The following is a 21,421-nucleotide window of genomic DNA, read 5'->3' as shown; positions in this document are numbered from 1 at the left end:
TCCGGGGAACGGCCCTCCCGCGAAGGTCAGTTCGGGATTTTCAGGTTCGGCGACGGCGGTTTATGATCTTGGTCATGACTTCGCAGACCCCCGAGAAGAGTCCCTCCCGCAAGCAGAAGCTCCAGGAGAAGCAGCGCCGCCAGCTGCAGGTCGTCGACACCGTCGACAAGGCCGAGGCCAAACTGCGCAAGGCGGAGGCCGAGCTGGCCGAGGCGGTGGCGGAGGCGGTCGAGGTCTTCGGGAGCGAACTGGGCGCCTCCGACGAACTGGACCTGCCGGTGACGGCGATCCGCCGCTTCCTCGACATCGTCGAGGGCGCCGCGGGCAAGGCCGAGGACAGTGACGCCGCCGCGGAGCCCGTCCCGGCCAGGAGCCCCGCGAGGGCCGAGGCGAAGAGCGGGCCGAAGGAGGCGGCCGAGGCCCGTGACGTGCTGGAGCCGGAGCCCGCGACCGTGTGACCGCCGCCGCGCGCGGCCGGTGGGCGGGCCGGGTCCGCCGGGTCCGCCGGGTCCCGCTGTCCCCGCGCGCTCCCGGGCCCGGTGGGTCAGTCGGGCCTGACCGCCGTGACCGGGACGCCCGCGTCGGCGATGCGCTCCAGCTGGTCGGCCGGGGCGGCGCCGTCCGTGACGAGATGGTCGATGTCCGCCAGCGGGCAGATCTTCGCGAAGGTCACCTTCCCGATCTTCGAGTGGTCCGCCACGACGACGGTACGGCTGCTGCTGTCGGCGAAGGCCCGGTCGGTCGCCGCTTCGAGCTGGTCGTGTGTGGTGCACCCGTGGGCCGCGCTGATCCCGTCCACTCCGAGGAACGTCATGTCGGTGTGGTGGTCGGCCAGTGTCTTCTCCGCGATGGGGCCGACGAGTTCATAGCTGGCGGTACGGGCGTAGCCGCCGACGACGACCAGGGTGACGTCCTTGTGCAGCACCATCTCGGCGGCGATGTTCACGGCGTTGGTGACGATGGTGACGGGGCCGCGCGCGGCCAGCAGCCGCGCGATCTCGGTCACGGTCGTCCCGCCGGTCATACCGACGACCGCGCCCTCGGGCACCAGGGCGACCGCCGCCTTGGCGATGGCCTGTTTCTCGGGCCTGCAGCGGTCCGTACGGTGCTGGACCGGAAGCTCGGGCCCGAGGCTGCCGACCACCGCCCCGCCGTGCGTACGGCGCAGCAGGTTGAGCCGGGAGAGCTGCTGCAGGTCGCGCCGGACAGTGGCACCCGAGACGTTCAGCAGCCTCGACAGCTCGTTGACATTGATGCCGCCCCGCGCGGAGACATGCTCAAGTATTCGCGCATGGCGCTCAGTTTTCAGCATGGGATGAGCATAGCTCCGCGCACGGAAGCGCAGCTCGGGGTTTTCCCGGGCCGCGGAACGGCCCGGACGGCTGCCCATATGCGCAAAGCGCGCAACTTCGATCTGTTGACACGCCGAAACTTGCTCGCTTTACTCCATCCAACGCCAGAGCAGAGCACCCGGCGCCAGAGGTACGCCCAGCCGGTAACGCGGTCCACCGACCGTCAGCCCGGACACAGTCGCCAGGACCGCCGCGCCACGCGCGGGGTCCGAGGCGGGGACGTACCCCCCATCTTCTGGAGCTCCAGATGCCCTTCGACAACCCTGTCAGGTCACGCGGGTTCGCCGCCGCGGCGGCGGCCGTGACGGCGGCGGTGATCGCACCGCTGTGTCTCGCCCCCACCGCGAGCGCGGCGGCCCAGGCCGTCACCCTGCCTCCGACGCACGCGAACTTCGACTACCAGATCGGCCAGGCGTACACCCCGCCCGCCGGGGTGACGGTGGTCAGCCGTGACCACACCGCATCGCCCGCGGCCGGTCTCTACAACATCTGTTACGTCAACGCCTTCCAGGCACAGCCGGGAGCCGAGAACGAATGGGGCGACCTGCTGCTGCGCGACTCCGGCGGCAAGGTCGTCTACGACGACGGATGGGGCGAGGCCATCCTCGACATCCGTACCGACGCGAAGCGCCGGCAGATCGCCGCCAAGGTGAACTCCTGGATCGACACCTGCGCGAGCAAGGGCTTCAACGCCGTCGAGCCCGACAATCTGGACACCTTCGACCGGTTCAGCCAGATCAGCGAGGCGAACGCCAAGGCGTACGTCAAGCTGCTCTCGGACCACGCCCACCAGAAGGGCCTGGCGATCGCGCAGAAGAACACCGCGAACTTCTCGACGGCACACGCGCAGACCGGTCTGGACTTCGCCGTCGCGGAGGAGTGCGGCGAGTGGGACGAGTGCGGCGACTACGTCGAGGGCTTCGGCAACAACGTGATCGTGATCGAGTACAAGGAGAAGTACTTCAAGGAGACGTGCGCCGGCTTCGGTGACCGGCTGAGCGTCGTTCTGCGCGACGTCGACGTCACGGCTCCCGGCAGCAGTTCGTACGTCCGCAAGACCTGCTGAGACGCTTCCGCCTCTCCGGCCCTCCGGCCCTCCGGCACCTCGGTCCGGCGACGGCCCGGCCGGGGCCCCGCGCACCGTCCGCCCGCGGCGGGGTGCACCGGGCCCCGGCTCCCCCCACGGCCCCGCGCCCTCGACGAGTCCGCTCCGTCACGGAGCCCGCTCGCGTGTCCGCCCGCGCCCGCCCGCGGGCGCGCCCGTCGACACCGCACTCACCATCCGGCACACCGCGCACACCGCGCACACCGCGCCGCCACGCGCTTTCCCTGGGGGCTCAGATGGCCGCAGCACACCGCATTCCCGGCGCTCCCGCCGCCGCACTCTCCCGCCGTACGGCCCTGCGCCGGGGCGCCTCACTGGCGCTCGGCGCCGCCGCCGCCGCGACCGCGCTGTCCGGCTGCGGCACGGGCTCCGCCGACGGCGTCGGGGCCGACGGGCGGGTCACCGTCGAACTCTGGCACGGCCAGACGGACACCGGCCGCAAGGCGATGGAAGGGCTGGTGGCCGAGTTCAACCGCACCCACCCCGGCATCCGCGTCGACTCCGGCGGGGGTGTCCTGGCCGACGCGATGCTCCAGAAGATCACCGCCGCGCTCGCCTCCGGCTCCTTCCCCGATGTCGCCTATGTCTTCGGCTCGGACCTGGCGAGCGTCGCCCGCAGCCCCTCGGTGGTGGATCTCACCGACACACTGCGCTCCGGGGACCTGCCCTGGAACGACTTCTGGCGGCCCGCGCGTGAGGCGGTCACCCTCAACGGCCGGATACGGGCGGCCCCCGCGCTGCTCGACTCGCTCGCCGTCGTCTGCAACAAGAAGCTCTTCCACGACGCCGGTCTCGCGCTGCCCCGACCGGGCTGGACCTGGGACGAGTTCGTCGCGACGGCGAAGAAGCTCACCGACCGCGCGCGCGGCACCTTCGGCACGGGCTGGCCCGGTGTGGGCGACGAGGACACGGTGTGGCGGCTGTGGCCGATGGTGTGGGATCTCGGCGGCGACGTCGTCAGCGAGGACGGAGCGCACATCGGCTTCGCCGACGTCGGTGTGCGGGCCCTGGAGACGGTGGCGGCGCTCGCGAAGGACCGGAGCGTCTACATCGACCCCAAGCCGGGCAGCGAGCAGATGTACCAGGTCTTCCTCTCCGGCCGGATGGGCATGTGCGTCACCGGGCCGTGGCAGCTGCCCGATGTCCAACAGGCGAAGATCGACTACCACGTGGCTCCGCTGCCCAGTTACAGCGGCAGGCCGCTGACCATCTCCGGCCCCGACACCTGGACCGTCTTCGACAACGGTCCGGCGCGGGTACGGGCGGCACGCACCTTCGTGACCTGGCTGTCGCGGCCCGCGCAGGACGTGCGCTGGGACGTCGAGGCCGGCAGCCTGCCCCTGAGCCGGTCCACCCAGGCCCTGCCCGCGTGGCGCGAGCGGGAGGCCGACACCGAGGGGCTGACGGTGTTCACCCGGGCGCTGGACACGGCACGCGTGCGCCCCGTCCATCCGGCCTATCCACAGATCTCGCAGGCTCTCGGGCAGGCCGTCGCGGCCGTGCTGCTCGGCAGGAGCACTCCCGCCAGGGCGCTGCGCACCTGCGCCGACGAGGCCAACGCCGCCCTGCTCATCCCGCGTTGAGAGGAACACGATGCCGCGCCTGCCCACTCCGCTCACGCTGTCCGACCACCCCCGCGGCCGCGAGGCCGAACCCACCGGCGCCCGCGCGCCGGGCGCCGCCGCTCCACCGCCCCGGGGGCGCGCCACCCGGCGCCGGGCGCGCGGGGAGGCCGCGACCGCCTGGGCGTTCGTGTCGCCCTCGGTCCTGGTCATCCTCGGGCTGAGCGTCATCCCCGTCGCCTGGTCGCTGCTGCTGTCCTTCCAGGCCGACGACCTGGTCACCCCGAGCCGCTGGGTCGGTCTGGGCAACTACCGGGCGCTGGTCCAGGATCCGCACTTCAGCCAGGCCGTGCGCAACACCCTGCTCTACACGGCGCTGTACGTGCCGCTGAGCATCGGTCTGGGGCTGCTGCTGGCCCTCGTACTGAACCGGCGCATCCGGCTGGTGGGCCTGTACCGCACCCTGATCTTCGTGCCGTTCGTCATCTCGGCGACGGCGCAGGGGGTGCTGTTCTCCTTCATCCTCGACCCGGAGTTCGGGGCGGCCAACTCCGCACTCCACCAACTCGGCATCTCCGCGCAGGGGTTCCTGACCGACCCGGGACAGGCGCTGCTCGTCCTGGTGGCGATCTCGCTGTGGAGCGGCACCGGATTCTGTGTGGTGGTGACGCTCGCCGCGCTCCAGGACGTGTCGCCCTCCCTCGTCGAGGCGGCCCGGCTGGACGGCGCCGGGCGGTGGCACCTGCTGCGCCATGTGACCCTCCCCGCGCTGACACCGGTCCTCGTGTTCCTGGTGCTGTGGCAGACCATCAACGCGCTCCAGGTCTTCGATCTGGTGTACGTGACGACCAAGGGCGGACCGCTCGGTTCGACCACCGTGATCGTCTACTTCATCTGGGAGCAGGCGTTCAAGAACTTCACCGCGGGTTACGGGGCCGCGGCCGCCTACGCGCTCGCGCTGGCCCTGCTCGTCCTCGCCGTGGTGCCCCGGGTGACGCGGGCCGTACGGAGCAGGGCGGGCGCCGACGACCGTCCCGAAGGAGCCGCACGATGACGGCGACGACCACGACCACGACCGTCCCCTCCCCCTCCGCTTCCAGCGGGCCGTCGAGCGGCCCGCGGCGCCGCCTCCGGCTGCCGTTCAGCGGCTGGCATCTGCTGCTCGCCCCGCTCTCCGCCGTCTTCGCGATCCCGCTCATCTGGCTGGTGCTCAGTTCGGTGATGAGCAACGCGGAGATCAACCGGTTCCCACCGGCCCTGTGGCCCTCGGGGATCGATCTGGGCGGCTACCGGTACGTGATCGGCAACGCGCTGTTCCCGCGCTGGTTCGCCAACTCGCTGATCGTGTCGGCGGTCGCGGTGGTGTCCAATCTGCTGCTGGGCTCGCTCGGCGGCTACGCGTTCGCCCGGATGCGGTTCGCCGGCTCCCGGGTGCTGCTGGCCCTGATGCTGGCGACGATGGCCATCCCGTTCCAGCTGACGATGATCCCCACGTTCCTCGTCATGAAGCGTCTGGGACTCATCGACACCCTGGGCGCGCTGATCGTCCCCTCGCTGGTCACCCCGTTCGCAGTGTTCCTGCTGCGGCAGTTCTTCCTCTCCCTGCCCAGGGAGCTGGAGGAGGCGGCGTGGATCGACGGGTGTTCCCGGCTCCGGGTGCTGTTCCTCATCGTGCTGCCGCTGTCGCGGCCCGCGCTGAGCACGGTGGCGGTGCTGACCTTCCTGACCACCTGGAACGACCTGACCTGGCCGCTGATCGCCATCAACCACGACACCCAGTACACCCTCCAGCTCGGCCTGACGACGTTTCAGGGGCTGCATCACACCCAGTGGTCGGCGGTCATGGCGGGCAACGTGATCACCGTGCTGCCGGTGCTGCTCGCGTTCCTCTTCGCCCAGAAGTCGTTCATCCAGTCCATCACCTCCAGCGCCCTCAAGGGCTGAGCCCACCGCGCGCCGCCGCCTCCGCCGCGCGCACCGCCCCCTCCACCGCACCCTCCACCGCCAGGTCCGCAACCACGGGGAAGCCGTATGCCACACACCTTCGACCTGCTCGTCATCGGGGACGCCAACCCCGACATCGTCCTGGGACCGCTCGACGCGCCGCTCGCCTTCGGGCAGCGCGAACAACTCGTCGACACCGGTCTCCTCACCCTCGGCGGCTCCGCCGCGATCATGGCCTGCGGCGCGGCCGCGCTCGGGCTCGAAGTCGCCTTCGCCGGGCGCGTCGGGGACGACGAGTCGGGGCGCTTCGTCCGTACGGCGCTGAACGCCCGGGGCGTCGACACCGCCGCCCTGCGCGTGGACCCCGGCCTGCCGACACCGCTCACGGTGGTCGTGACGCGCGGCGACGGCGACCGTACGATCCTCACCTCCCCCGGCACCCTGACCGCCACCGGGCCCGACGACGTGCCCGATGAACTGCTCACCTCCAGCCGGCACGTCCACGCGGCCTCCTACTTCCTGCTGCCCGAACTCGCCGCCGCCCTGCCCGAGCTGCTGGGCAGGGCCCGCGCGCACTCCGCCACCACCTCCCTGGACACCAACGACGACCCGTCGGGCCGCTGGGCACCCGCCGCGCTCGCCGCGACGCTCGCCGTCACCGACTTCCTGCTGCCCAACGCCCGCGAGGCGCTCGCGCTGGCGACCGCGCTGACGACCGCCGCCGACGGCACCGGGCGGAGCCCGGCCTCCCTGGCCGACGCCGCCCGCACACTCGCCGCCCACGGGCCGCTGGTGGTCGTCAAGGACGGGGCCGAAGGCGCCCTCGCCCACGACGGCCGGACGGCGCTGCGCACCCGTGGCATCGCCGCCCGGCCGCTCGACACCGTCGGCGCCGGGGACAGCTTCGACGCCGGTTTCGTCGCCGCGGTCCTGCGCGGCCTGCCCACCGCGGCGGCCCTCGACCTCGCCGCGGCCTGCGGCGCACTGTCCACCCGGGCACACGGCGGCACCGCCGCCCAGCCCACCTGGGACGAGGCCACCACGGCACTCGCCCGCGACGGAAAGAACCACTCATGACCCTCACCCACCCGAAAATCGCCTTCATCGGCGCCGGCAGCGTCGTCTTCACCCAGGGCCTGCTGGCCGACCTCTTCGCCTTCCCCGAGCTGCGCGGCGCCCATATCGCCCTGCACGACATCGACACGGAACGGCTCGCCACCGCCGAGGGCGCCGCACACCACATCGCGGAGCGGCTGACCGCGCCCGGCGGCCCCGCACCGCGCGTCACCGCCCACGTCGAGCGGCGCGCGGCCCTCCAGGACGCCGACTTCGTCATCAACATCGTCCAGGTCGGCATGGGCGAGTCGACCCGTACCGACTTCGACGTCCCGGCCCGCTTCGGTCTGCGCCAGACCATCGCGGACACCCTCGGGGTGGGCGGCATCTTCCGCGCGCTGCGCACCTTCCCGCTGCTCAAGTCGCTCGGCGAGGACATCGCCGAGGTCTGCCCGGACGCCTGGCTGCTCAACTACACCAACCCCATGGCGATGAACGTCCAGTACCTCACCCGGGCCACCGGGCTGACCCGCGTCGTCGGGCTGTGCCACTCGGTGTACTGGACCATCCGCGACCTCTCCGACCTGCTGGGCGTCCCGCACCAGGAGGTCACCTACCGGGCCGCAGGCGTCAACCACCAGGCGTGGGTGCTGCGCCTCGAACACGGGGGGACCGACCTCTACCCCCGGCTGGACGCGCTCATCGCGGAGGACCCGCAGCTGCGGCGCCGCGTGCGCGTCGACATGTACCGGCGCCTCGGCTACTACCCGACCGAGACGAGCGAGCACTCCGCCGAGTACGTGCCCTGGTACCTGCACCACGACAGCGAGATCGAACGGCTGCGCCTGCCGGTCGGCGCCTACCTGGGCATCGTCGAGGAGAACGTCGCCGAGTACGGAAGGACCCGCGACGCGCTGGCCGCCGGGGAGCCGCTGACCGTCGAGGGCACCATGGAGTACGCCCCCCAGATCATCCACAGCATCACGACCGGCACGCCCCGCACGGTCTACGGCAACGTCCCCAACCACGGGCTGATCGACAACCTGCCCGCGACCGGCACCGTCGAAGTCCCCTGCCTCGTCGACGGCCTGGGAGTGCAGCCGACCCGGGTCGGCGCGCTGCCCGCGCAGTGCGCCGCGCTCAACCGTGGGTATCTGAGCATGAACGAGCTGGTCGTGCGGGCAGCCATGGAGGATGACCCCCGGTCCGTCCGGCAGGCGGCCATGGCCGACCCCGCCACCGCCGCCGCCCTGCCCGTCGAGCGCATCTGGGACCTGTGCGACGACATGGTGCGCGCGCACGCGGACCTGCTCCAGCCTTCGCTGCGCGCGACGCTCGGCCACTGACCGGGCCCGTCCGTCCCGTACCCGTAACCCGTCCCGTACCCGTAACCCTTCCCCTCCCCGTAACCCGTCCCGTACGCCTCCCCGTGTCCGTACCCCTTTTCCGCCTCCCCGCGCCCGCCGTGGCGCGCTCACCCCATCGGAGAACCATGTCCGAGCAGTACACCAGCCAAGAGATCGCTTCCCAGCCGGAGTGCTGGGAGCGTGCCCTCAAGGAACTTCCCGAGCACTCCGCCGCCCTGCCGGCGCCGGGCGAGCGCGTGGCCGTCATCGGCTGCGGAACCTCGCTGTTCATGGCGCAGTCCTACGCACACCTGCGGGAGGAGGCCGGGCTCGGACTGACGGACGCGTTCCCCGCCTCGGAGGTACGGGCCGAGCGCGCGTACGACCGGGTGCTGGCCCTGACCAGGTCCGGCACCACCACCGAAGTGCTCGCCGCGCTCGACCGGTTCGGGCCGGGCGTCCGCACGACGGTGGTCACCGCGGTCGGCGGCTCCCCGGCCGCCGCCGTCGCGGACGACGTGATCTGCCTGGACTACGCCGACGAGCGCTCCGTCGTCCAGACCCGCTTCCCCACCACCCAGCTCCTGCTGCTCCGCGCCCACCTGGGCCACAGCACGGCGCGCGCGCTCGCCGATGTCACCACCGCCCTCACCACGGAGATCGAGCCGGAGCTGCTCCGGGCCGGACAGATCTCCTTCCTCGGCTCCGGCTGGAGCGTCGGGATCGCGGCCGAGGCCGCGCTGAAGGTACGGGAGGCGGCGGCCTGGTGGACCGAGTCGTACTCCTTCATGGAGTACCGGCACGGCCCCATCGCGGTGGCCGCCCCGGGCCGCGCCGTCTGGGGGCTCTCCCCCGTGCCCGGCACGCTGGCCGACCAGATCGGCGCCACCGGCGCCCATCTGCGCCAGGGGAGCCTCGACCCGCTGGCCGAACTCGTCGTCGTCCAGCGGCTCGCGGTCGAGCTGGCCACCTCGGCGGGGCGCGACCCCGACCGGCCGACGCATCTGACCCGTTCGGTGGTGCTGGAGGGCAACGGCTGACCCGGCCGTCCCCGCCCGGCCCCGGCCCGGCGTCCTCCACCCCACCGTCGGACCGTCGGACCGTCGGACCGTCCGTCAGTCCGTCAGTCCGTCAGTCCGTCAGTCCGTCAGTCCGTCAGTCCGTCAGTCCGTCAGTCTCACGGGAAGCAGAACATGCCACTCGTCCCCACCGGCGACATCATCAGCGAAGCGGCGCACGGCGTCGGCGCGTTCAATGTCGTCCTCCTCGAACAGCTAGAGGCCGTCCTGACGGGTGCCGAGGAGGCGAACACCCCCGTCATCGTCCAGATCAGCGAGAACGCCGTCGCCTACCGGGGCGCGCTCGGGCCGCTCGCCGCCGCCGCGCACGAGGCCATCGCCTCGGTCTCCGTGCCCGTCGCCCTGCATCTGGACCACGCCACCGGGACCGAACTGATCAAGGAGGCGGTCGACCGCGGCTTCACCTCGGTGATGTACGACGGCGCTCACCTCCCCTGGGAGGAGAACGTCGCCCGCACCCAGGAGATGAGCCGGTGGTGTCACACGCGCGGCGTGTGGATCGAGGCGGAACTCGGCGCGATCGGCGGCAAGGACGGCGCCCACACCCCCGGCGTACGGACGGATCCGGACGAGGCGGCCCGGTTCGTCGCCGACACCGGCGTCGACGCGCTCGCCGTCGCGGTCGGCTCGTCCCATCAGATGACCCGCCGCACCGCGCTGCTCGATCTGGCGCTGATCCGCCGACTGCGCGCCGCGGTGCCCGTTCCGCTGGTGCTGCACGGTTCGTCGGGCGTGGCCGACGGCGATCTCACCGCCGCCGTACGGGCCGGGATGCGCAAGATCAATATCGCCACGCATCTCAACACGGTGTTCAGCGCGGCGGCGCACACCCGGCTCACCGCGCAGCCCCCGACCGTCGATCCGCGCGCCTATCTGCGGCCCGCGCGGGAGGCGATGGCCCAGGAGGTCGCGCGTCTGCTCCGGCTGCTCGCGCACGCGCCGGAGGCGGAGCGCGAGCACGACGGCGCTCACGGCTGAACCACCGGCCCCCGCACGGCCCCTGCTCTCAGCCGGTTCCCGCCGCCCCGGTGTGGTCGGGGACCCCGGTGCGGTCGTCCTACGCGGGTGACGTATCCGGCCTTCTGGAGCTGCTGGACCTGGCGGGTGATGTGGGACGCCTCGACGCCGAGCCGTCCGGCCAGCTCGCTGGGGCGCAGCGCGTCGGAGTCGGCCACCGCCCGCAGCAGCGCCACGGCCGCGCGGTCCAGCGGGACACCGGCCAGGGCCATCAGACGCTCGTGCTGCCGCACCCGGTTGGCGAGGCAGGAGACGTGGGTCGAGGCCCACTCGACCTCGACGATGTCGGCGGGGACGGGGGTGTCGGCGCGCGGCGGTTCGAGCATGGATACACTCCAGCATCTACTTGCTTGACTCAAGTAAATCATCTGTGCTTGCCTGACTCATGCCGGCACAGGGCGACAGCCACCCCCACGAAACGGAGCACAGGATGAGCGACACGGGCTTTCAGGGACGCACCGCGGTGGTCACCGGAGCGGGAGCCGGAATCGGCCGCGCCGCCGCGCTGATGCTGGCCCGGCAGGGCGCGCGGGTGGTGGTCGCGGACCTGAACCAGGAGGGCGCGGAGGCGACCGTCGAGACGATAGAGAGCACGGGCGGCACCGCCCGCGCGGTCGTCGGCGACCTCAGCGACCAGCGGGTGGTGGACCTGGTCGTCGCCATGGCCGTGGCGGAGCTGGGCGGTCTGCACGTCCTGGTGAACAACGCCGGTGTCATGGACCGCATGTCGGCCCTCGACGAGACCGACGACGCCGAGTGGGAGAGCGTCATCAGGGTCAACCTGACCGCCCCGTTCCTGCTCACCCGCGCCGCCGTGCCGCACCTGCTGGCGTCGGGGGGCGGCGCGATCGTGTTCACGGCCTCCGAGGCCGGGCTGCGGGGCAGCGCCGCGGGCGCCGCCTACACCGCGTCCAAGCACGGCATCGTGGGGCTGACGAAGTCCCTCGCCGTGATGTACCGGAGCGAGGGGATCCGCACCAACGCCATCGCCCCGGGCGGCACCGCGACCAGCATCCGGGTCGACGCCCGCAAGGACGCGCGCGGTCCCGCCGCGCTCGCCCCCTACTTCGGTCTCGCCGGACGGGTGGCCACCGCGGACGAACAGGCCGCCGCCATCGTCTTCCTCGCCTCCGATGCCGCGTCCAACATCAACGGCACCGTCCTGCCCGTCGACAACGGCTGGGCCGCCGTCTGAGCGGCCCCGCGCCACGCCGCCGGGTTCTGGTCCGCTCCGGGCCGGAACCCGGCCGTTCGGTCCCCCTCCCGGAAGCGAGTCGCCCCATGTCACCGATGAACTCCCTCCTGGCCCGTCACGTCTACGCGCCGATCGCACGGCAGGTGAAGCGGGCCGCGAGCGCGGGGACAGCGGAGACGGGGTGAGCGCGCGCACGCGGTGGGCGGTTCCGCCCCGGCGCCGCCCACCGCGTGCGTACATCTGTTCTCAATGGATGTACATTTGTACGTATGGAGCGTCACGAACCGTCCCCGAGGCCGCGCCGCACGGATCCCGACCGCAGGGAACGCATCCTGGACGCCGCCCTGGACGTCCTCGCCGAGCACGGGGTGGCCGGCACCACGCACCGGCGGATCGCCGCACACGCCGATGTGCCCCTGGGCTCCGTCACGTATCACTTCAGCGGCCTGGCCGAGCTGCGGGCCCAGGCCTTCGCCCGGTACGTCGAGATCCAGTCCGCGGTCTTCAGGAACCGGTTCGCGGGCGTGGAGACGCGTGAGCAGCTGGTCGAGGCCCTGACCGACCTCGTGCGGGAGGGCCCGGCCCGGCACCGGAGCGCGGTCCTCGGTTTCGAGCTGCATCTCGCGGCGCTGCGCGACCCGGAGCTGCGGACGCTCACCGAGCGGTGGACCGGGGCGAGCCGGGCGGTGCTCGGCCGGTTCACCGACCCGGACGACGCCGCGCGCCTCGACGCGCTGCTCGAAGGCACGATCCTGCACACGCTGCTGGCCACCGCTCCCGAGCCGCGCGAGCGGACCCGCGCCGCGATCGACCGGACCCTCGGCCCGGCCCGCGGACCGTTCTCCCGGCCGTCACCCGGCCGGGACGGGCCCGAACCGCCCGTCCCGGCCCGGCCCGTCCCCACCCCGCACGGATCCCACCCCTCACGGAGCAGCACATGACCGGCACCGCGCCCCTGATCCACGTCTCCGACGCCGAGCTGGACGAGCTGCGCTCCCGGCTGCGCTCCACCCGCTGGCCGACGCCGTGGCCCCTCGGCCCCGACCGGGACGGCTGGGCGGCGGGCACCGACCCCGCCGAGCTGCGGCGGTTGGTCGCCCACTGGGCCGACACGTACGACTGGCGCGCTCACGAGGCCGCCGTCAACGCGCTGCCGTCCCACGTCGCGGACATCGACGGCACACCGGTGCACTATCTGCGCTTCGACGCGGAGCAGCCGGGCGCCCTGCCGATCGTGCTGACCCACGGCTGGCCCAGCAGCTTCCTCGAACTGGTCGGCCTCGCCCGCAGACTGGCCACCCCTTCCCGGTACGGAGGCGCCGCCGAGGACGCGTTCACCGTCGTCGTCCCGTCCCTGCCCGGATTCGGTTTCTCACCGCAGCGGCCCGCGCTGGACGGCACGCCGACCCACGAGCTGTGGCACCGGCTCATGCACGACCACCTCGGCTTCGCGCGCTACGCGGCCCACGGCGGCGACCTCGGCGCCGGTATCACCTCGCGGCTGGCGGCGGCGCACCCGGAGGCGCTCGCCGGGATCCATCTGCTGGCGGTCGCCGACCCGCGCGGATACGACCCGTCGAGCGTCACACCGCGAGAGCGGGCGTACCTCGACTCCGTCGCCACCTGGCTCGCCGAGGAGGGCGGCTACCAGCACCAGCAGCGGACCCGGCCGGTGACCTTGAGCTACGGGCTGGCCGACTCGCCGACCGGGCTGCTCGCCTGGATCGTCGAGAAGTACCGTGCCTGGAGCGACTGCGACGGCGAGCTGTCCGCGCGCTTCAGCGACGACTTCGTGCTGACCCAGGCGTCCCTGTACTGGTTCACCGGCACCCTCTCCACGTCGCTGCGTCCCTACTACGAGTACGACGGGGGCCGCGCGCACCGTCCGGAGCGGGTGGAGGTCCCCACCGCCCTCGCCGTGTTCCCCGCCGATCTCGTCCAGCCGCCCCGCAGCTGGGCCGAGCGCACCCACCATGTCACCCGCTACACCCGGATGCCCCGGGGCGGCCACTTCGCGGCGCACGAAGAGCCCGAACTCCTCGCCGCCGACCTCACGGAGTTCTTCCGCGCCCTGCGCTGAGCGGGGCCGCCGTCCCCGCCGCGACCGTGTTGGCCGCCACGATCACGCCGATGGCCAGCCACGACGCCGGGTCGGGGCGCTGACCGAGTACCAGCAGTCCGACCAGGGCCGCGTACACCGGGTTGACGCTCATGAAGATCCCGAAGAAGTGGGCGGGGACCCGGCGCAGGGCGAGCAGATCGGCGAGGAAGGGCACGGCGGAGGAGAGCACTCCCGCCGCCAGCGCGCACAGCAGGGCGGCGGCGGTGGGTGGGTGCAGCCACAGGACCACGGCTCCGACGGGCAGGTAGAGCAGGCCGGAGACGGCCGCGGCGGCGGCCGAGCCCTCCAGGCCGGGCAGCCGCTGCCCCACGGTCCTGTTGAGCAGGATGTAGCAGCCCCAGCAGACGGCGGCGAGCAGGGCCAGGCCGATGCCCGGGTAGTCGGTGCTGGGCCGGGGGCGGATCAGCACCAGTACCGCCCCGGCGGCCACGACGGCGCACGCCAGGTCGGTGCGGCGGCGGGAGCCCGCCAGGGCGACCGTGAGCGGCCCGAGGAACTCCAGGGTGACCGCGAGGCCGAGGCCGATCCGGTCGATCGCCGTGTACAGCGCCAGGTTCATGGTCGCGAACACCACGGCCAGCGCCAGCACCGGCCGCCACTGGGCGGCCGTGAACGCCCGTACCCGCGGCCGGCCGAAGCCCACCAGGACCACGGCGGCCACCCACTGACGCACCGCCACCACACCCAGCGGGCCGAGTACCGGAAAGGCGAGCGCGGCGACGGACGCCCCGACCTGGCTGGACAGGCCGCTGCCCAGCATGAGGGCGGCCCCTGCCCGGCGGGACGGGGCGGTCCGTGACAGAGCGGGCGGTCCCTGCCGCCCGGGTGCGTCTTCGGTCATGCCGATGACGATCCGTCCCGCCGCCGCCCGCGCAAAATGAGTCCGGCACATCATCTATACGCTGGACGTATGGATCAACGTGCGGAGCTGGACCTGCGCCATCTGCGGTGTCTGGTCGCGATCGTCGACACGGGCAGCTTCACCGACGCCGGGATCGAGCTGGGCCTCTCGCAGGCGTCGGTCTCCCGCACCCTGCTCGCGCTGGAGCGGATTCTCGGCGTACGGCTGCTGCACCGCTCCAGCCGTACGCTCGCCCCCACCGCCGCCGGACTGCGGGTCCTCCCGCGCGCCCGGCAGCTGCTCGCCGAGGCGGACGAGCTGGTGCGCGAGACGACGACCGGCCACACCCGGCTGCGGATCGGCCACGCCTGGTCCTCGATGGGCCGGCACACGGCGGAGTTCCAGCGGCGCTGGCAGGCCCTGTACCCCGGCGTCGCGCTCCAGCTGGTCCGGCACAACAGCGCCACCGGCGGTCTCGCCGAGGGCCTGTGCGAGCTGGCCGTGGTGCGGGTCGCCGTCGACACCCGGCGCCACGCCCACGCCCTGGTGGGGCAGGAGCCGCGCTGTATCGCCCTCGCCTCGGACGACCCGTGGGCCGGGCGGCGCGGTATCCGGCTGGCGGAGGCGGCCGGGCGCACGCTGGTGGTGGACCGGCGCACGGGCACCACCACCCTGGACCTGTGGCCGGAGGGCGAGCGCCCGGCGGTGGAGTACACGCAGGACATCGACGACTGGCTGGCCGCCATCGCCACCGGCCGCCGCGTGGGCGTCACCCCGCAGGCCACCGCGGCGCAGTACCGGCGCGACGGCATCGTCTACCGGCCGCTGCGCGACGCCGCTCCGGTCGATGTCAGCCTCATCTGGCACCGCCGGGACCCGCATCCCGCCGCCGGGGCCGCCGTCGCGCTGCTCCGCGAGCTGTACGGCGCCGCCGCCGGGTAGGCCGTGTCTGACAAATGGCGCCGTCCGCCCGTAGGGCGGGGCTCGCGGCGTCTGGTGCGTGCGATCGCAAGGCGGAGGATCGCCCGTGTACTGGACGTACTCGGGCGACTCCGACAACGCAGCGAGCGTGCGTGTCAGACGCCGCGAGCCAGGCGGGATTTGTCAGACACGGCCTAGGGCCAATACCAGTGACTTTGCGGCTGCCGGGGCTGTCGGCGGACCGTGTTTCCGCAGGTGAGGCCGCCGAACTGGCCCCTATGTCACTGGTATTGGGCCTAGGGCCCGCGCGCCGGGCGGAGCGGATCAGCGGCCGGTCGTGCCGTCGAGCAGTTCGCGGAGGATGTCCGCGTGGCCCGCGTGCCGGCCGGTCTCCTCGATCATGTGGGCGAGTGCCCAGCGGACGCTGGGAGCGGGGCGGCCCGGTCGGGCGCGGGGTACGGGTGCGTCGAGACGGGTACAGCCGTCGAGGACGTCGTTCGCGCGCGCGACCGTCTCGCGGTAGCGGGCGACGACCTCGGCCACGCTGTCCGCGGGCGCGACCCGGAACGTCGCGGGCCAGTGGGTGACGTCGTCCCCGAGGAACACCGCGCGTTCGACGGAGGTCAGATGACCGAGCAGGCCGAGCAGGTTCGTGCCGGACGGCACGGCGGCGGTGCGCACCCGGGGTTCGGGGGCACCGGCGACCTTGGCGGCGACCGATGTCCGCAGGTAGTCGAGGAAGCCGCGCAGGACCTCCGTCTCGCTGGTTCCGGTCCGGGGCGGCGGGGTGTCACGGGGCGCGGTGCTGGGCACAGTGCTCTCCTTCCGGTGGCGTCGGCGGGTGGGTCCCGCGCGGGTCCCAGTCTTGACCGGCTCACCGCGACGCTCCACGGAATCTTGCGGTTATGGCAAGATCGCCCGATGGACCGCGCGACGGACGACGAGGTGCTCGAAGCGGTGGGGCCACGGCTCCGTGCCCTGCGCCGCGAGCGCGGCATCACTCTCGCCGCCCTCTCGGCGACGACCGGTGTGTCGGAGAGCACCCTGTCCCGGCTGGAGAGCGGTCGGCGTCGGCCGAGCCTGGAACTGCTGCTGCCGCTGGCCCGTGTCTTCGGCGTTCCGCTGGACGATCTGGTGGGCGCGCCGCGCACCGGCGACCCCCGGATCCACCTCAAGCCGGTCAGCCGGTTCGGGATGACCTTCGTGCCGCTGTCCCGGCGGCCGGGCGGGGTGCACGCGTTCAAGATGGTCATTCCCGCCCGGCCGGAGCCGCTCGCACCGGACCCGCAGACCCACGAGGGCTTCGAATGGCTCTACGTGCTGCACGGGCGGCTGCGGCTGGTGCTCGGCGAGCGCGATCTGATCCTGCCGTCCGGCGAGGTGGCCGAGTTCGACACGTCCTTGCCGCACTGGCTGGGCAGCGCCGACGGGGGCGCGGTCGAGCTGCTCATCCTGTTCGGCCCGCAGGGGGTGCGCGCGCATGTACGCGCCACACCCGACCGTGAGCGACGCCCCTGACCGCGCGGGCCCCGCGCGAGCGGTCGGGGGGGCGAGGGCGTCGGCGGGCCCGTACCGTTCACGCCCGCCGTGTCCGCGTCAGCGGCCCGCCTCCCGGGCCACCCCGGTCCTGGCCGGCGCGTCCCGCGGGGGCACCACGTGGTGGCGGCCGATGGGCAGCATCAGCGGCCGGAGCGAGACCGGGTCCTCGATGACGCGGCTGTCGAGGCCGAAGACGGCGCGCACGTTCTCGCACGTCAGCACCTCCTCCGGGGTGCCTGCCGCGTGGAGGCGGCCCTCGGCGAGCGCGATGAGGTGGTCGGCGTAGCGGGCGGCGAGGTTGAGGTCGTGCAGGACCATGACGATGGTGGTGCCGCGCGCCTGGTTGAGGTCGGTCAGCAGGTCGAGCACCTCGATCTGGTGGCTCGCGTCGAGGAAGGTGGTGGGCTCGTCCAGGAGCAGCAGATCGGTCTGCTGGGCGAGCGCCATCGCGATCCACACGCGCTGGCGCTGGCCCCCGGACAGCTCGTCCACGGAGCGGTCGGCGAGTTCGGTCGTCCGGGTCGCTTCGAGCGCGGAGTCCACGGCGGCGTCGTCCTGGTCGTTCCAGCGCGAGAAGACGCTCTGGTGCGGATGGCGCCCGCGGCCGACGAGGTCCGCGACGGTGATGCCCTCGGGGGCGATCGGTGACTGCGGCAGCAGACCGAGCGTACGGGCCAGTTGCTTCGCGGGCAGCCGGTGCACCTCCTTGCCGTCCAGGACGACGCGTCCCTCCCGGGGGGCGAGCAGCCGGGACATCGAGCGCAGCAGCGTCGACTTCCCGCAGGCGTTGGCGCCGACGATCGCCGTGATGCGGCCCGGTGGTACGGCCAGGTCGAGGGACTCGATGACGGTGCGCTCGCCGTAGCCGAGCGTGAGGCGCTCGGCCGAGAGTGAGTGGTTCGAGGTCACAGCGAGCCTCCTGTCCGGTTGGTGCGGATGATCAGATAGACGAGGTAGGGCGCGCCGAGCACGCCGGTGACGACACCGACGGGGTAGCGGGCGCCGAAGGCGAACTGGCCGCAGAAGTCGGCGACGAGGACCAGCAGGGAGCCGACGAGTCCCGCGGGCACCAGCGGGGAACCGCCGGGGCCGACCACCCGGGCCGCGATGGGGCCGGAGAGGAACGCCACGAACGCGATCGGCCCGGCCGCGGCCGTCGCGACGGCGATCAGCCCGACGGCCGCGACGATCACGGTGATACGGGTGCGTTCGACCCGTACGCCGAGGGCGGAGGCGGTGTCGTCGCCGAGCTGCATCGCCGAGAGGTCCCGCGAGCGGGCCAGCAGCACCGGGGTGAGCACGGCCAGGGCGGCGAGCGTGGGCAGGGCCTGGTCCCAGTCGGCGCCGTTGAGGCTGCCGGTCAGCCAGCGCATCGCCTCCTGGAGGTCCCATTCGGCGGCCTGGGACAGCACGTAGGAGGTGACGCTGTCGAGCATCGCGGAGATCCCGATGCCGATCAGGATGAGCCGGGTGCCGACGACACCGTCCCGGAAGGCCAGGGTGTACACGAGCAGGGCCACGGCGAGACCGGCGACGACGGCGAACACCGAGACCTCCGTCCTGCCGAGGGACAGCGTCACGATCGCCATCGCGGCGACGGCGCTCGCGCCCGAGCTGATTCCGATGATGTCCGGGCTGGCGAGCGGGTTGCGCAGCATCGTCTGGAAGGTCACCCCGGCCAGCCCGAAGCTGAAGCCCGCCGCCGCGGCGAGCACGGCTCGCGGCAGCCGCAGCCGTCCGACGGTGAAGGAGGCGCCCGGGACCTGTTCTCCGAGGATCACCCGGATCACGTCGCGGGGCGGATAGAAGGTCTGCCCGAACATCAGCGTCCCGGCGAGCGCGGCGACGACCAGGACGGCCAGCGTGAGCACGACGAGGCGCCGCCGGGAGATCCGGCGGGCCCGGCCGGCGGCGGATCCGGTGGACGGCGGCCGGGTGACGAGGGGAACGCTCACAGGGCACGTACCTTCTGCCGGCGGACGATGTAGATGAAGAAGGGGGCGCCGATCAGGGCCGTCAGAATGCCCACGTCGATCTCGGAGGGACGCGCCACGACGCGGCCCACCACGTCGGCGGCCGTGAGCAGCGACGCGCCCAGCAGCGCCGAGAACGGCAGCAGCCAGCGGTGGTCGACCCCGACCAGCAGGCGGCAGGTGTGCGGAACGACCAGGCCGACGAAGGCGATCGGCCCGGCGACCGCCGTCGCCGCGCCGCACAGCAGGACGGCGCCGAGCGCGGCCAGCGCCCGTACGAACGCGACGCGTTCACCGAGACCGGCCGCCAGTTCGTCGCCGAGCGCGAGGGAGTTGAGGGCGCGCCCCGACAGCAGGCAGACGGCGAAGCCGACCAGCAGGAAGGGCAGTACCTGTCCGATGCGGTCGAAGGAGGCGCCGCCCACGCCGCCGATCTGCCAGAGCCGGAAGCTTCCGGCGATGTCGTTGCGCGGCAGGACCACCGCGCTGACGAGCGAGGCGAACGCCGCCGAGGTGGCGGCCCCGGCGAGCGCGAGCTTGAGGGGCGTGGCGCCGCCGCGGCCGAGCGAGCCGACCGTGTAGACGAACAGGGCGGAGAGCGCGGCGCCCGCGATCGCGACCCACACGTAGCCGGTCGGGGAGCTGAGGCCGAAGAACGCGACGGCGGTGACGACGGCGAGGGAGGCCCCCATGTTGACGCCGAGGATGCCCGGGTCGGCCAGGGGGTTGCGGGTCACGCCCTGCATCACGCAGCCGGACAGGCCGAGCGCCGCGCCGATCACCACCGCGAGCACCGTACGGGGCACGCGTTTGGTGACGGCCGCCTGTTCCAGGGACGCGTCCGCGCCGCCGAGCGCCGACCAGACGTCGGACCAGCCGACGTCGCGCGAGCCGAAGGCGAGGGAGGCGGCCATGACGGCGGCCAGCAGCAGGAGCCCGATCAGCAGCCAGAGGGCGCGGGTGCCCGCCGTACGCCGCGCCGGGGCGGTGTACGGCGGACGCCTGGTTTCGGTCCGCGTCACTTGACCTTGTCCGCGGCCTCGGCCAGCGCGGCGACGTAGTCGTCGAGGACCCACGAGATCGACAGGGGTGTCGGGTTGGCGGCGGTGGCCAGGGCCGAGCTGCCGGGCAGCAGGTACACCGAGTCGCGCTCGATGGCGGGCATCTTCGAGATCAGCGGGTCCTTCTTGAGGGTCTTGAGCATGTCGCCCGTGTCGTCGCCGTATCCGGTGACGATGTCGACGTCGTTGAAGGCGTCGATCCGCTCGGCGCTCTGGGTCAGGGCGAACTTGTCCGTGCCCTTGGACGCCTCGGCGATGCTGTCCGGGATCTTCAGGCCGAGGTCCTCGAAGAACTGCGTCCGGGTGTCGTGCGCCGTGTAGTAGCCGACCTCGCTGACGTCCTTGGGGTCGACGTGCGTCATGAACATCGCCGACTTCCCCTTGAGCTGCGGGTACTTCGCGACGGTCTTCTTGATGTCGCCCTCAAGGCTGGTGATCAGCTTCTCGCCCTCGTCGGCGAGGCCGAGGGGCTTGCTGTTCATCCGTATGATCTCGCGCCACGGCGTCGCCCACGCGGCGTCGGGGTAGGCCACCGTCGGGGCGATGTCGCTGAGGGTCCGGTAGTCCTGCTCGGTCAGCCCGGAGTACGCGGCCAGGATCACATCCGGCTTCGTGTCGGCCACCGCCTCGAAGTCGATGCCGTCGGTCTCGTCGAACAGGACCGGGGTGTCGGCCTTCAGCTCCTTGAGCCGCTCGGCGGTCCAGGGCAGGACACCGCCGCCGCCCTCGTCGCCGAAGTTGGCCTTGGCCATCCCGACCGGCACGACGCCGAGCGCCAGCGGCACTTCGTGGTTGGCCCAGGCCACCGTGGCGACGCGCTGAGGCTTGGCGGGGAGGGTGGTCTTCCCCAGGGCGTGCTCGACCGTCATCGGGAACGCGCTCGACGCGGCGCTCCCCTGGCTCTTGTCGCTCTTGTCGCTCTTGTCGGTCGTGTCGGCGGTGTCGGCCGCGCCGCCGCAGGCGGAGAGACCCACCAGGGCGGCTGCCACGACGAGCAGACGAAGGCGGTGTGAAGACATGGGTCCGTACTCAGCTTTCGGAAGGTCAGGGGTGCCGGTCTCACACGTCGGGGTCGCGCGACGGCGTCGTGGAGCGGTGCACCGCTTGCGCAGCGGGTTAGGTAAGGCTTGCCTTCGCACTTTATGAGACGTTGACCCGGTGTCGCAATCGACCTTTTGGGACAGCGGCTGTAGCGATCAGGACAGTCGACCGGGAACGGGGAGGAGCGCCGGGCCTCCGGGAGAGCCGGTGCGCGCACGTGCCAGGCCCTGTCCGACGGGGCGGGGGGACCGGGCGGGGGGACCCGGG

At 72.7% G+C, this 21,421-nt stretch carries 21 protein-coding genes and 1 pseudogene; 14 read left to right on the top strand and 8 right to left on the bottom strand.

Going from position 1 to position 21,421, the window contains the following annotated elements; all coding sequences use genetic code 11:
• Positions 1–74 precede the first annotated feature (74 nt).
• A complete protein-coding gene (locus DVH02_RS25385) occupies positions 75–458 on the top strand; it encodes a hypothetical protein (RefSeq protein WP_233518452.1) in 384 nt (127 codons plus the stop codon).
• An 86-nt stretch (positions 459–544) separates the two neighbouring features.
• Here the strand turns inward: DVH02_RS25385 and DVH02_RS25380 are convergent, their stop codons facing one another.
• Positions 545–1,312 (bottom strand): DeoR/GlpR family DNA-binding transcription regulator, encoded by a 768-nt coding sequence (locus DVH02_RS25380; RefSeq protein WP_114626171.1) that lies wholly within the window; start codon positions 1,310–1,312, stop codon positions 545–547.
• Positions 1,313–1,599: 287 nt separating this feature from the next.
• On the opposite strand from DVH02_RS25380, the gene DVH02_RS25375 reads away from it, so the two are divergent.
• From DVH02_RS25375 to DVH02_RS25335, 8 genes are all read left to right on the top strand, one after another.
• On the top strand, positions 1,600–2,418 hold the full coding sequence (locus DVH02_RS25375; protein ID WP_114626170.1) for an endo alpha-1,4 polygalactosaminidase: 819 nt from the start codon (positions 1,600–1,602) through the stop codon (positions 2,416–2,418).
• A gap of 275 nt (positions 2,419–2,693) precedes the next feature.
• The gene (locus tag DVH02_RS25370; RefSeq protein ID WP_114626169.1) at positions 2,694–4,040 is read left to right on the top strand and encodes an ABC transporter substrate-binding protein; all 1,347 of its coding nucleotides are present in this window, start codon (positions 2,694–2,696) and stop codon (positions 4,038–4,040) included.
• Positions 4,041–4,050: 10 nt separating this feature from the next.
• Positions 4,051–5,073, top strand: a complete 1,023-nt coding sequence (locus tag DVH02_RS25365; protein ID WP_114626168.1) for a carbohydrate ABC transporter permease — start codon at positions 4,051–4,053, stop codon at positions 5,071–5,073.
• Positions 5,070–5,963 (top strand): carbohydrate ABC transporter permease, encoded by an 894-nt coding sequence (locus DVH02_RS25360; RefSeq protein ID WP_114626167.1) that lies wholly within the window; start codon positions 5,070–5,072, stop codon positions 5,961–5,963. Before DVH02_RS25365 ends, DVH02_RS25360 begins: the two co-directional genes overlap by 4 nt.
• A gap of 87 nt (positions 5,964–6,050) precedes the next feature.
• A complete protein-coding gene (locus DVH02_RS25355; RefSeq protein ID WP_114626166.1) occupies positions 6,051–7,040 on the top strand; it encodes a carbohydrate kinase family protein in 990 nt (329 codons plus the stop codon).
• Positions 7,037–8,365, top strand: a complete 1,329-nt coding sequence (gene melA, locus DVH02_RS25350) for an alpha-glucosidase/alpha-galactosidase (protein ID WP_114626165.1) — start codon at positions 7,037–7,039, stop codon at positions 8,363–8,365. Before DVH02_RS25355 ends, melA begins: the two co-directional genes overlap by 4 nt.
• 146 nt (positions 8,366–8,511) lie before the next feature.
• Complete coding sequence (locus DVH02_RS25340) at positions 8,512–9,405, top strand: SIS domain-containing protein (protein WP_114626164.1); 894 nt, start codon at positions 8,512–8,514, stop codon at positions 9,403–9,405.
• 153 nt (positions 9,406–9,558) lie between these two features.
• Positions 9,559–10,422, top strand: coding sequence for a class II fructose-bisphosphate aldolase (locus tag DVH02_RS25335; protein ID WP_114626163.1), 864 nt, complete (start codon positions 9,559–9,561; stop codon positions 10,420–10,422).
• 71 nt (positions 10,423–10,493) lie between these two features.
• On the opposite strand, the pseudogene DVH02_RS25330 reads toward DVH02_RS25335, so the two are convergent.
• Positions 10,494–10,787 (bottom strand): annotated as a pseudogene (locus tag DVH02_RS25330) (MarR family transcriptional regulator); the annotation flags it as partial.
• A gap of 104 nt (positions 10,788–10,891) precedes the next feature.
• Between DVH02_RS25330 and DVH02_RS25325 the strand changes: the two are divergent.
• From DVH02_RS25325 to DVH02_RS25315, 3 genes are all read left to right on the top strand, one after another.
• Complete coding sequence (locus tag DVH02_RS25325) at positions 10,892–11,656, top strand: SDR family NAD(P)-dependent oxidoreductase (protein WP_114626162.1); 765 nt, start codon at positions 10,892–10,894, stop codon at positions 11,654–11,656.
• A gap of 269 nt (positions 11,657–11,925) precedes the next feature.
• Positions 11,926–12,597 (top strand): TetR/AcrR family transcriptional regulator, encoded by a 672-nt coding sequence (locus DVH02_RS25320; RefSeq protein ID WP_114626161.1) that lies wholly within the window; start codon positions 11,926–11,928, stop codon positions 12,595–12,597.
• Positions 12,594–13,736: an epoxide hydrolase family protein gene (locus tag DVH02_RS25315; protein ID WP_199566407.1), complete on the top strand. Its 1,143-nt coding sequence runs from the start codon at positions 12,594–12,596 to the stop codon at positions 13,734–13,736. Before DVH02_RS25320 ends, DVH02_RS25315 begins: the two co-directional genes overlap by 4 nt.
• Here DVH02_RS25315 and DVH02_RS25310 read toward each other — a convergent pair.
• A complete protein-coding gene (locus DVH02_RS25310) occupies positions 13,708–14,619 on the bottom strand; it encodes an EamA family transporter (RefSeq protein ID WP_407697678.1) in 912 nt (303 codons plus the stop codon). The two genes, DVH02_RS25315 and DVH02_RS25310, sit on opposite strands and share 29 nt — an antisense overlap.
• Positions 14,620–14,688: 69 nt before the next feature.
• Between DVH02_RS25310 and DVH02_RS25305 the strand changes: the two genes are divergently transcribed.
• Positions 14,689–15,561, top strand: a complete 873-nt coding sequence (locus tag DVH02_RS25305) for a LysR family transcriptional regulator (RefSeq protein ID WP_114626159.1) — start codon at positions 14,689–14,691, stop codon at positions 15,559–15,561.
• A gap of 303 nt (positions 15,562–15,864) precedes the next feature.
• On the opposite strand, the gene DVH02_RS25295 is transcribed toward DVH02_RS25305, so the two are convergent.
• Complete coding sequence (locus tag DVH02_RS25295; RefSeq protein WP_114626158.1) at positions 15,865–16,353, bottom strand: DinB family protein; 489 nt, start codon at positions 16,351–16,353, stop codon at positions 15,865–15,867.
• Positions 16,354–16,461: 108 nt separating this feature from the next.
• Between DVH02_RS25295 and DVH02_RS25290 the strand changes: the two genes are divergently transcribed.
• Positions 16,462–17,058, top strand: a complete 597-nt coding sequence (locus tag DVH02_RS25290) for a helix-turn-helix domain-containing protein (protein ID WP_114626157.1) — start codon at positions 16,462–16,464, stop codon at positions 17,056–17,058.
• A 78-nt stretch (positions 17,059–17,136) separates the two neighbouring features.
• Here DVH02_RS25290 and DVH02_RS25285 read toward each other — a convergent pair whose 3' ends face one another.
• Genes DVH02_RS25285 through DVH02_RS25270 form a run of 4 tightly spaced genes read right to left on the bottom strand, consistent with a single transcriptional unit; the run spans position 17,137 to position 21,132 of the window.
• Entirely contained in the window at positions 17,137–17,988 is an 852-nt protein-coding gene (locus tag DVH02_RS25285) for an ABC transporter ATP-binding protein (protein ID WP_114626156.1), read from the bottom strand.
• Positions 17,985–19,034, bottom strand: a complete 1,050-nt coding sequence (locus DVH02_RS25280; RefSeq protein WP_114626155.1) for a FecCD family ABC transporter permease — start codon at positions 19,032–19,034, stop codon at positions 17,985–17,987. The genes DVH02_RS25285 and DVH02_RS25280 overlap by 4 nt, the downstream gene beginning before the upstream one ends.
• The gene (locus tag DVH02_RS25275; protein ID WP_114626154.1) at positions 19,031–20,074 is read right to left on the bottom strand and encodes a FecCD family ABC transporter permease; all 1,044 of its coding nucleotides are present in this window, start codon (positions 20,072–20,074) and stop codon (positions 19,031–19,033) included. The genes DVH02_RS25280 and DVH02_RS25275 overlap by 4 nt, the downstream gene beginning before the upstream one ends.
• The gene (locus DVH02_RS25270; protein ID WP_114626153.1) at positions 20,071–21,132 is read right to left on the bottom strand and encodes an iron-siderophore ABC transporter substrate-binding protein; all 1,062 of its coding nucleotides are present in this window, start codon (positions 21,130–21,132) and stop codon (positions 20,071–20,073) included. Before DVH02_RS25270 ends, DVH02_RS25275 begins: the two co-directional genes overlap by 4 nt.
• Between the last annotated feature and the right edge of the window lie 289 nt (positions 21,133–21,421).

The sequence above is a fragment of the Streptomyces corynorhini genome (genome assembly GCF_003346515.1).
Taxonomy (GTDB): Bacteria; Actinomycetota; Actinomycetes; order Streptomycetales; family Streptomycetaceae; genus Streptomyces; species Streptomyces corynorhini.
Note: the sequence above shows the minus strand (reverse complement) of the source record. Positions and strands in the feature narration are given on the sequence as shown.

Coding starts and splice junctions, on each gene's coding strand:
- melA (WP_114626165.1), top strand. CDS start 7,037: ATGACCCTCACCCACCCGAAAATCGCCTTCATCGGCGCCGGCAGCGTC.
- DVH02_RS25340 (WP_114626164.1), top strand. CDS start 8,512: ATGTCCGAGCAGTACACCAGCCAAGAGATCGCTTCCCAGCCGGAGTGC.
- DVH02_RS25375 (WP_114626170.1), top strand. CDS start 1,600: ATGCCCTTCGACAACCCTGTCAGGTCACGCGGGTTCGCCGCCGCGGCG.
- DVH02_RS25370 (WP_114626169.1), top strand. CDS start 2,694: ATGGCCGCAGCACACCGCATTCCCGGCGCTCCCGCCGCCGCACTCTCC.
- DVH02_RS25320 (WP_114626161.1), top strand. CDS start 11,926: ATGGAGCGTCACGAACCGTCCCCGAGGCCGCGCCGCACGGATCCCGAC.
- DVH02_RS25270 (WP_114626153.1), bottom strand. CDS start 21,132: ATGTCTTCACACCGCCTTCGTCTGCTCGTCGTGGCAGCCGCCCTGGTG.
- DVH02_RS25385 (WP_233518452.1), top strand. CDS start 75: ATGACTTCGCAGACCCCCGAGAAGAGTCCCTCCCGCAAGCAGAAGCTC.
- DVH02_RS25365 (WP_114626168.1), top strand. CDS start 4,051: ATGCCGCGCCTGCCCACTCCGCTCACGCTGTCCGACCACCCCCGCGGC.
- DVH02_RS25315 (WP_199566407.1), top strand. CDS start 12,594: ATGACCGGCACCGCGCCCCTGATCCACGTCTCCGACGCCGAGCTGGAC.
- DVH02_RS25360 (WP_114626167.1), top strand. CDS start 5,070: ATGACGGCGACGACCACGACCACGACCGTCCCCTCCCCCTCCGCTTCC.
- DVH02_RS25310 (WP_407697678.1), bottom strand. CDS start 14,619: ATGACCGAAGACGCACCCGGGCGGCAGGGACCGCCCGCTCTGTCACGG.
- DVH02_RS25305 (WP_114626159.1), top strand. CDS start 14,689: ATGGATCAACGTGCGGAGCTGGACCTGCGCCATCTGCGGTGTCTGGTC.
- DVH02_RS25290 (WP_114626157.1), top strand. CDS start 16,462: ATGGACCGCGCGACGGACGACGAGGTGCTCGAAGCGGTGGGGCCACGG.
- DVH02_RS25380 (WP_114626171.1), bottom strand. CDS start 1,312: ATGCTGAAAACTGAGCGCCATGCGCGAATACTTGAGCATGTCTCCGCG.
- DVH02_RS25335 (WP_114626163.1), top strand. CDS start 9,559: ATGCCACTCGTCCCCACCGGCGACATCATCAGCGAAGCGGCGCACGGC.
- DVH02_RS25325 (WP_114626162.1), top strand. CDS start 10,892: ATGAGCGACACGGGCTTTCAGGGACGCACCGCGGTGGTCACCGGAGCG.
- DVH02_RS25355 (WP_114626166.1), top strand. CDS start 6,051: ATGCCACACACCTTCGACCTGCTCGTCATCGGGGACGCCAACCCCGAC.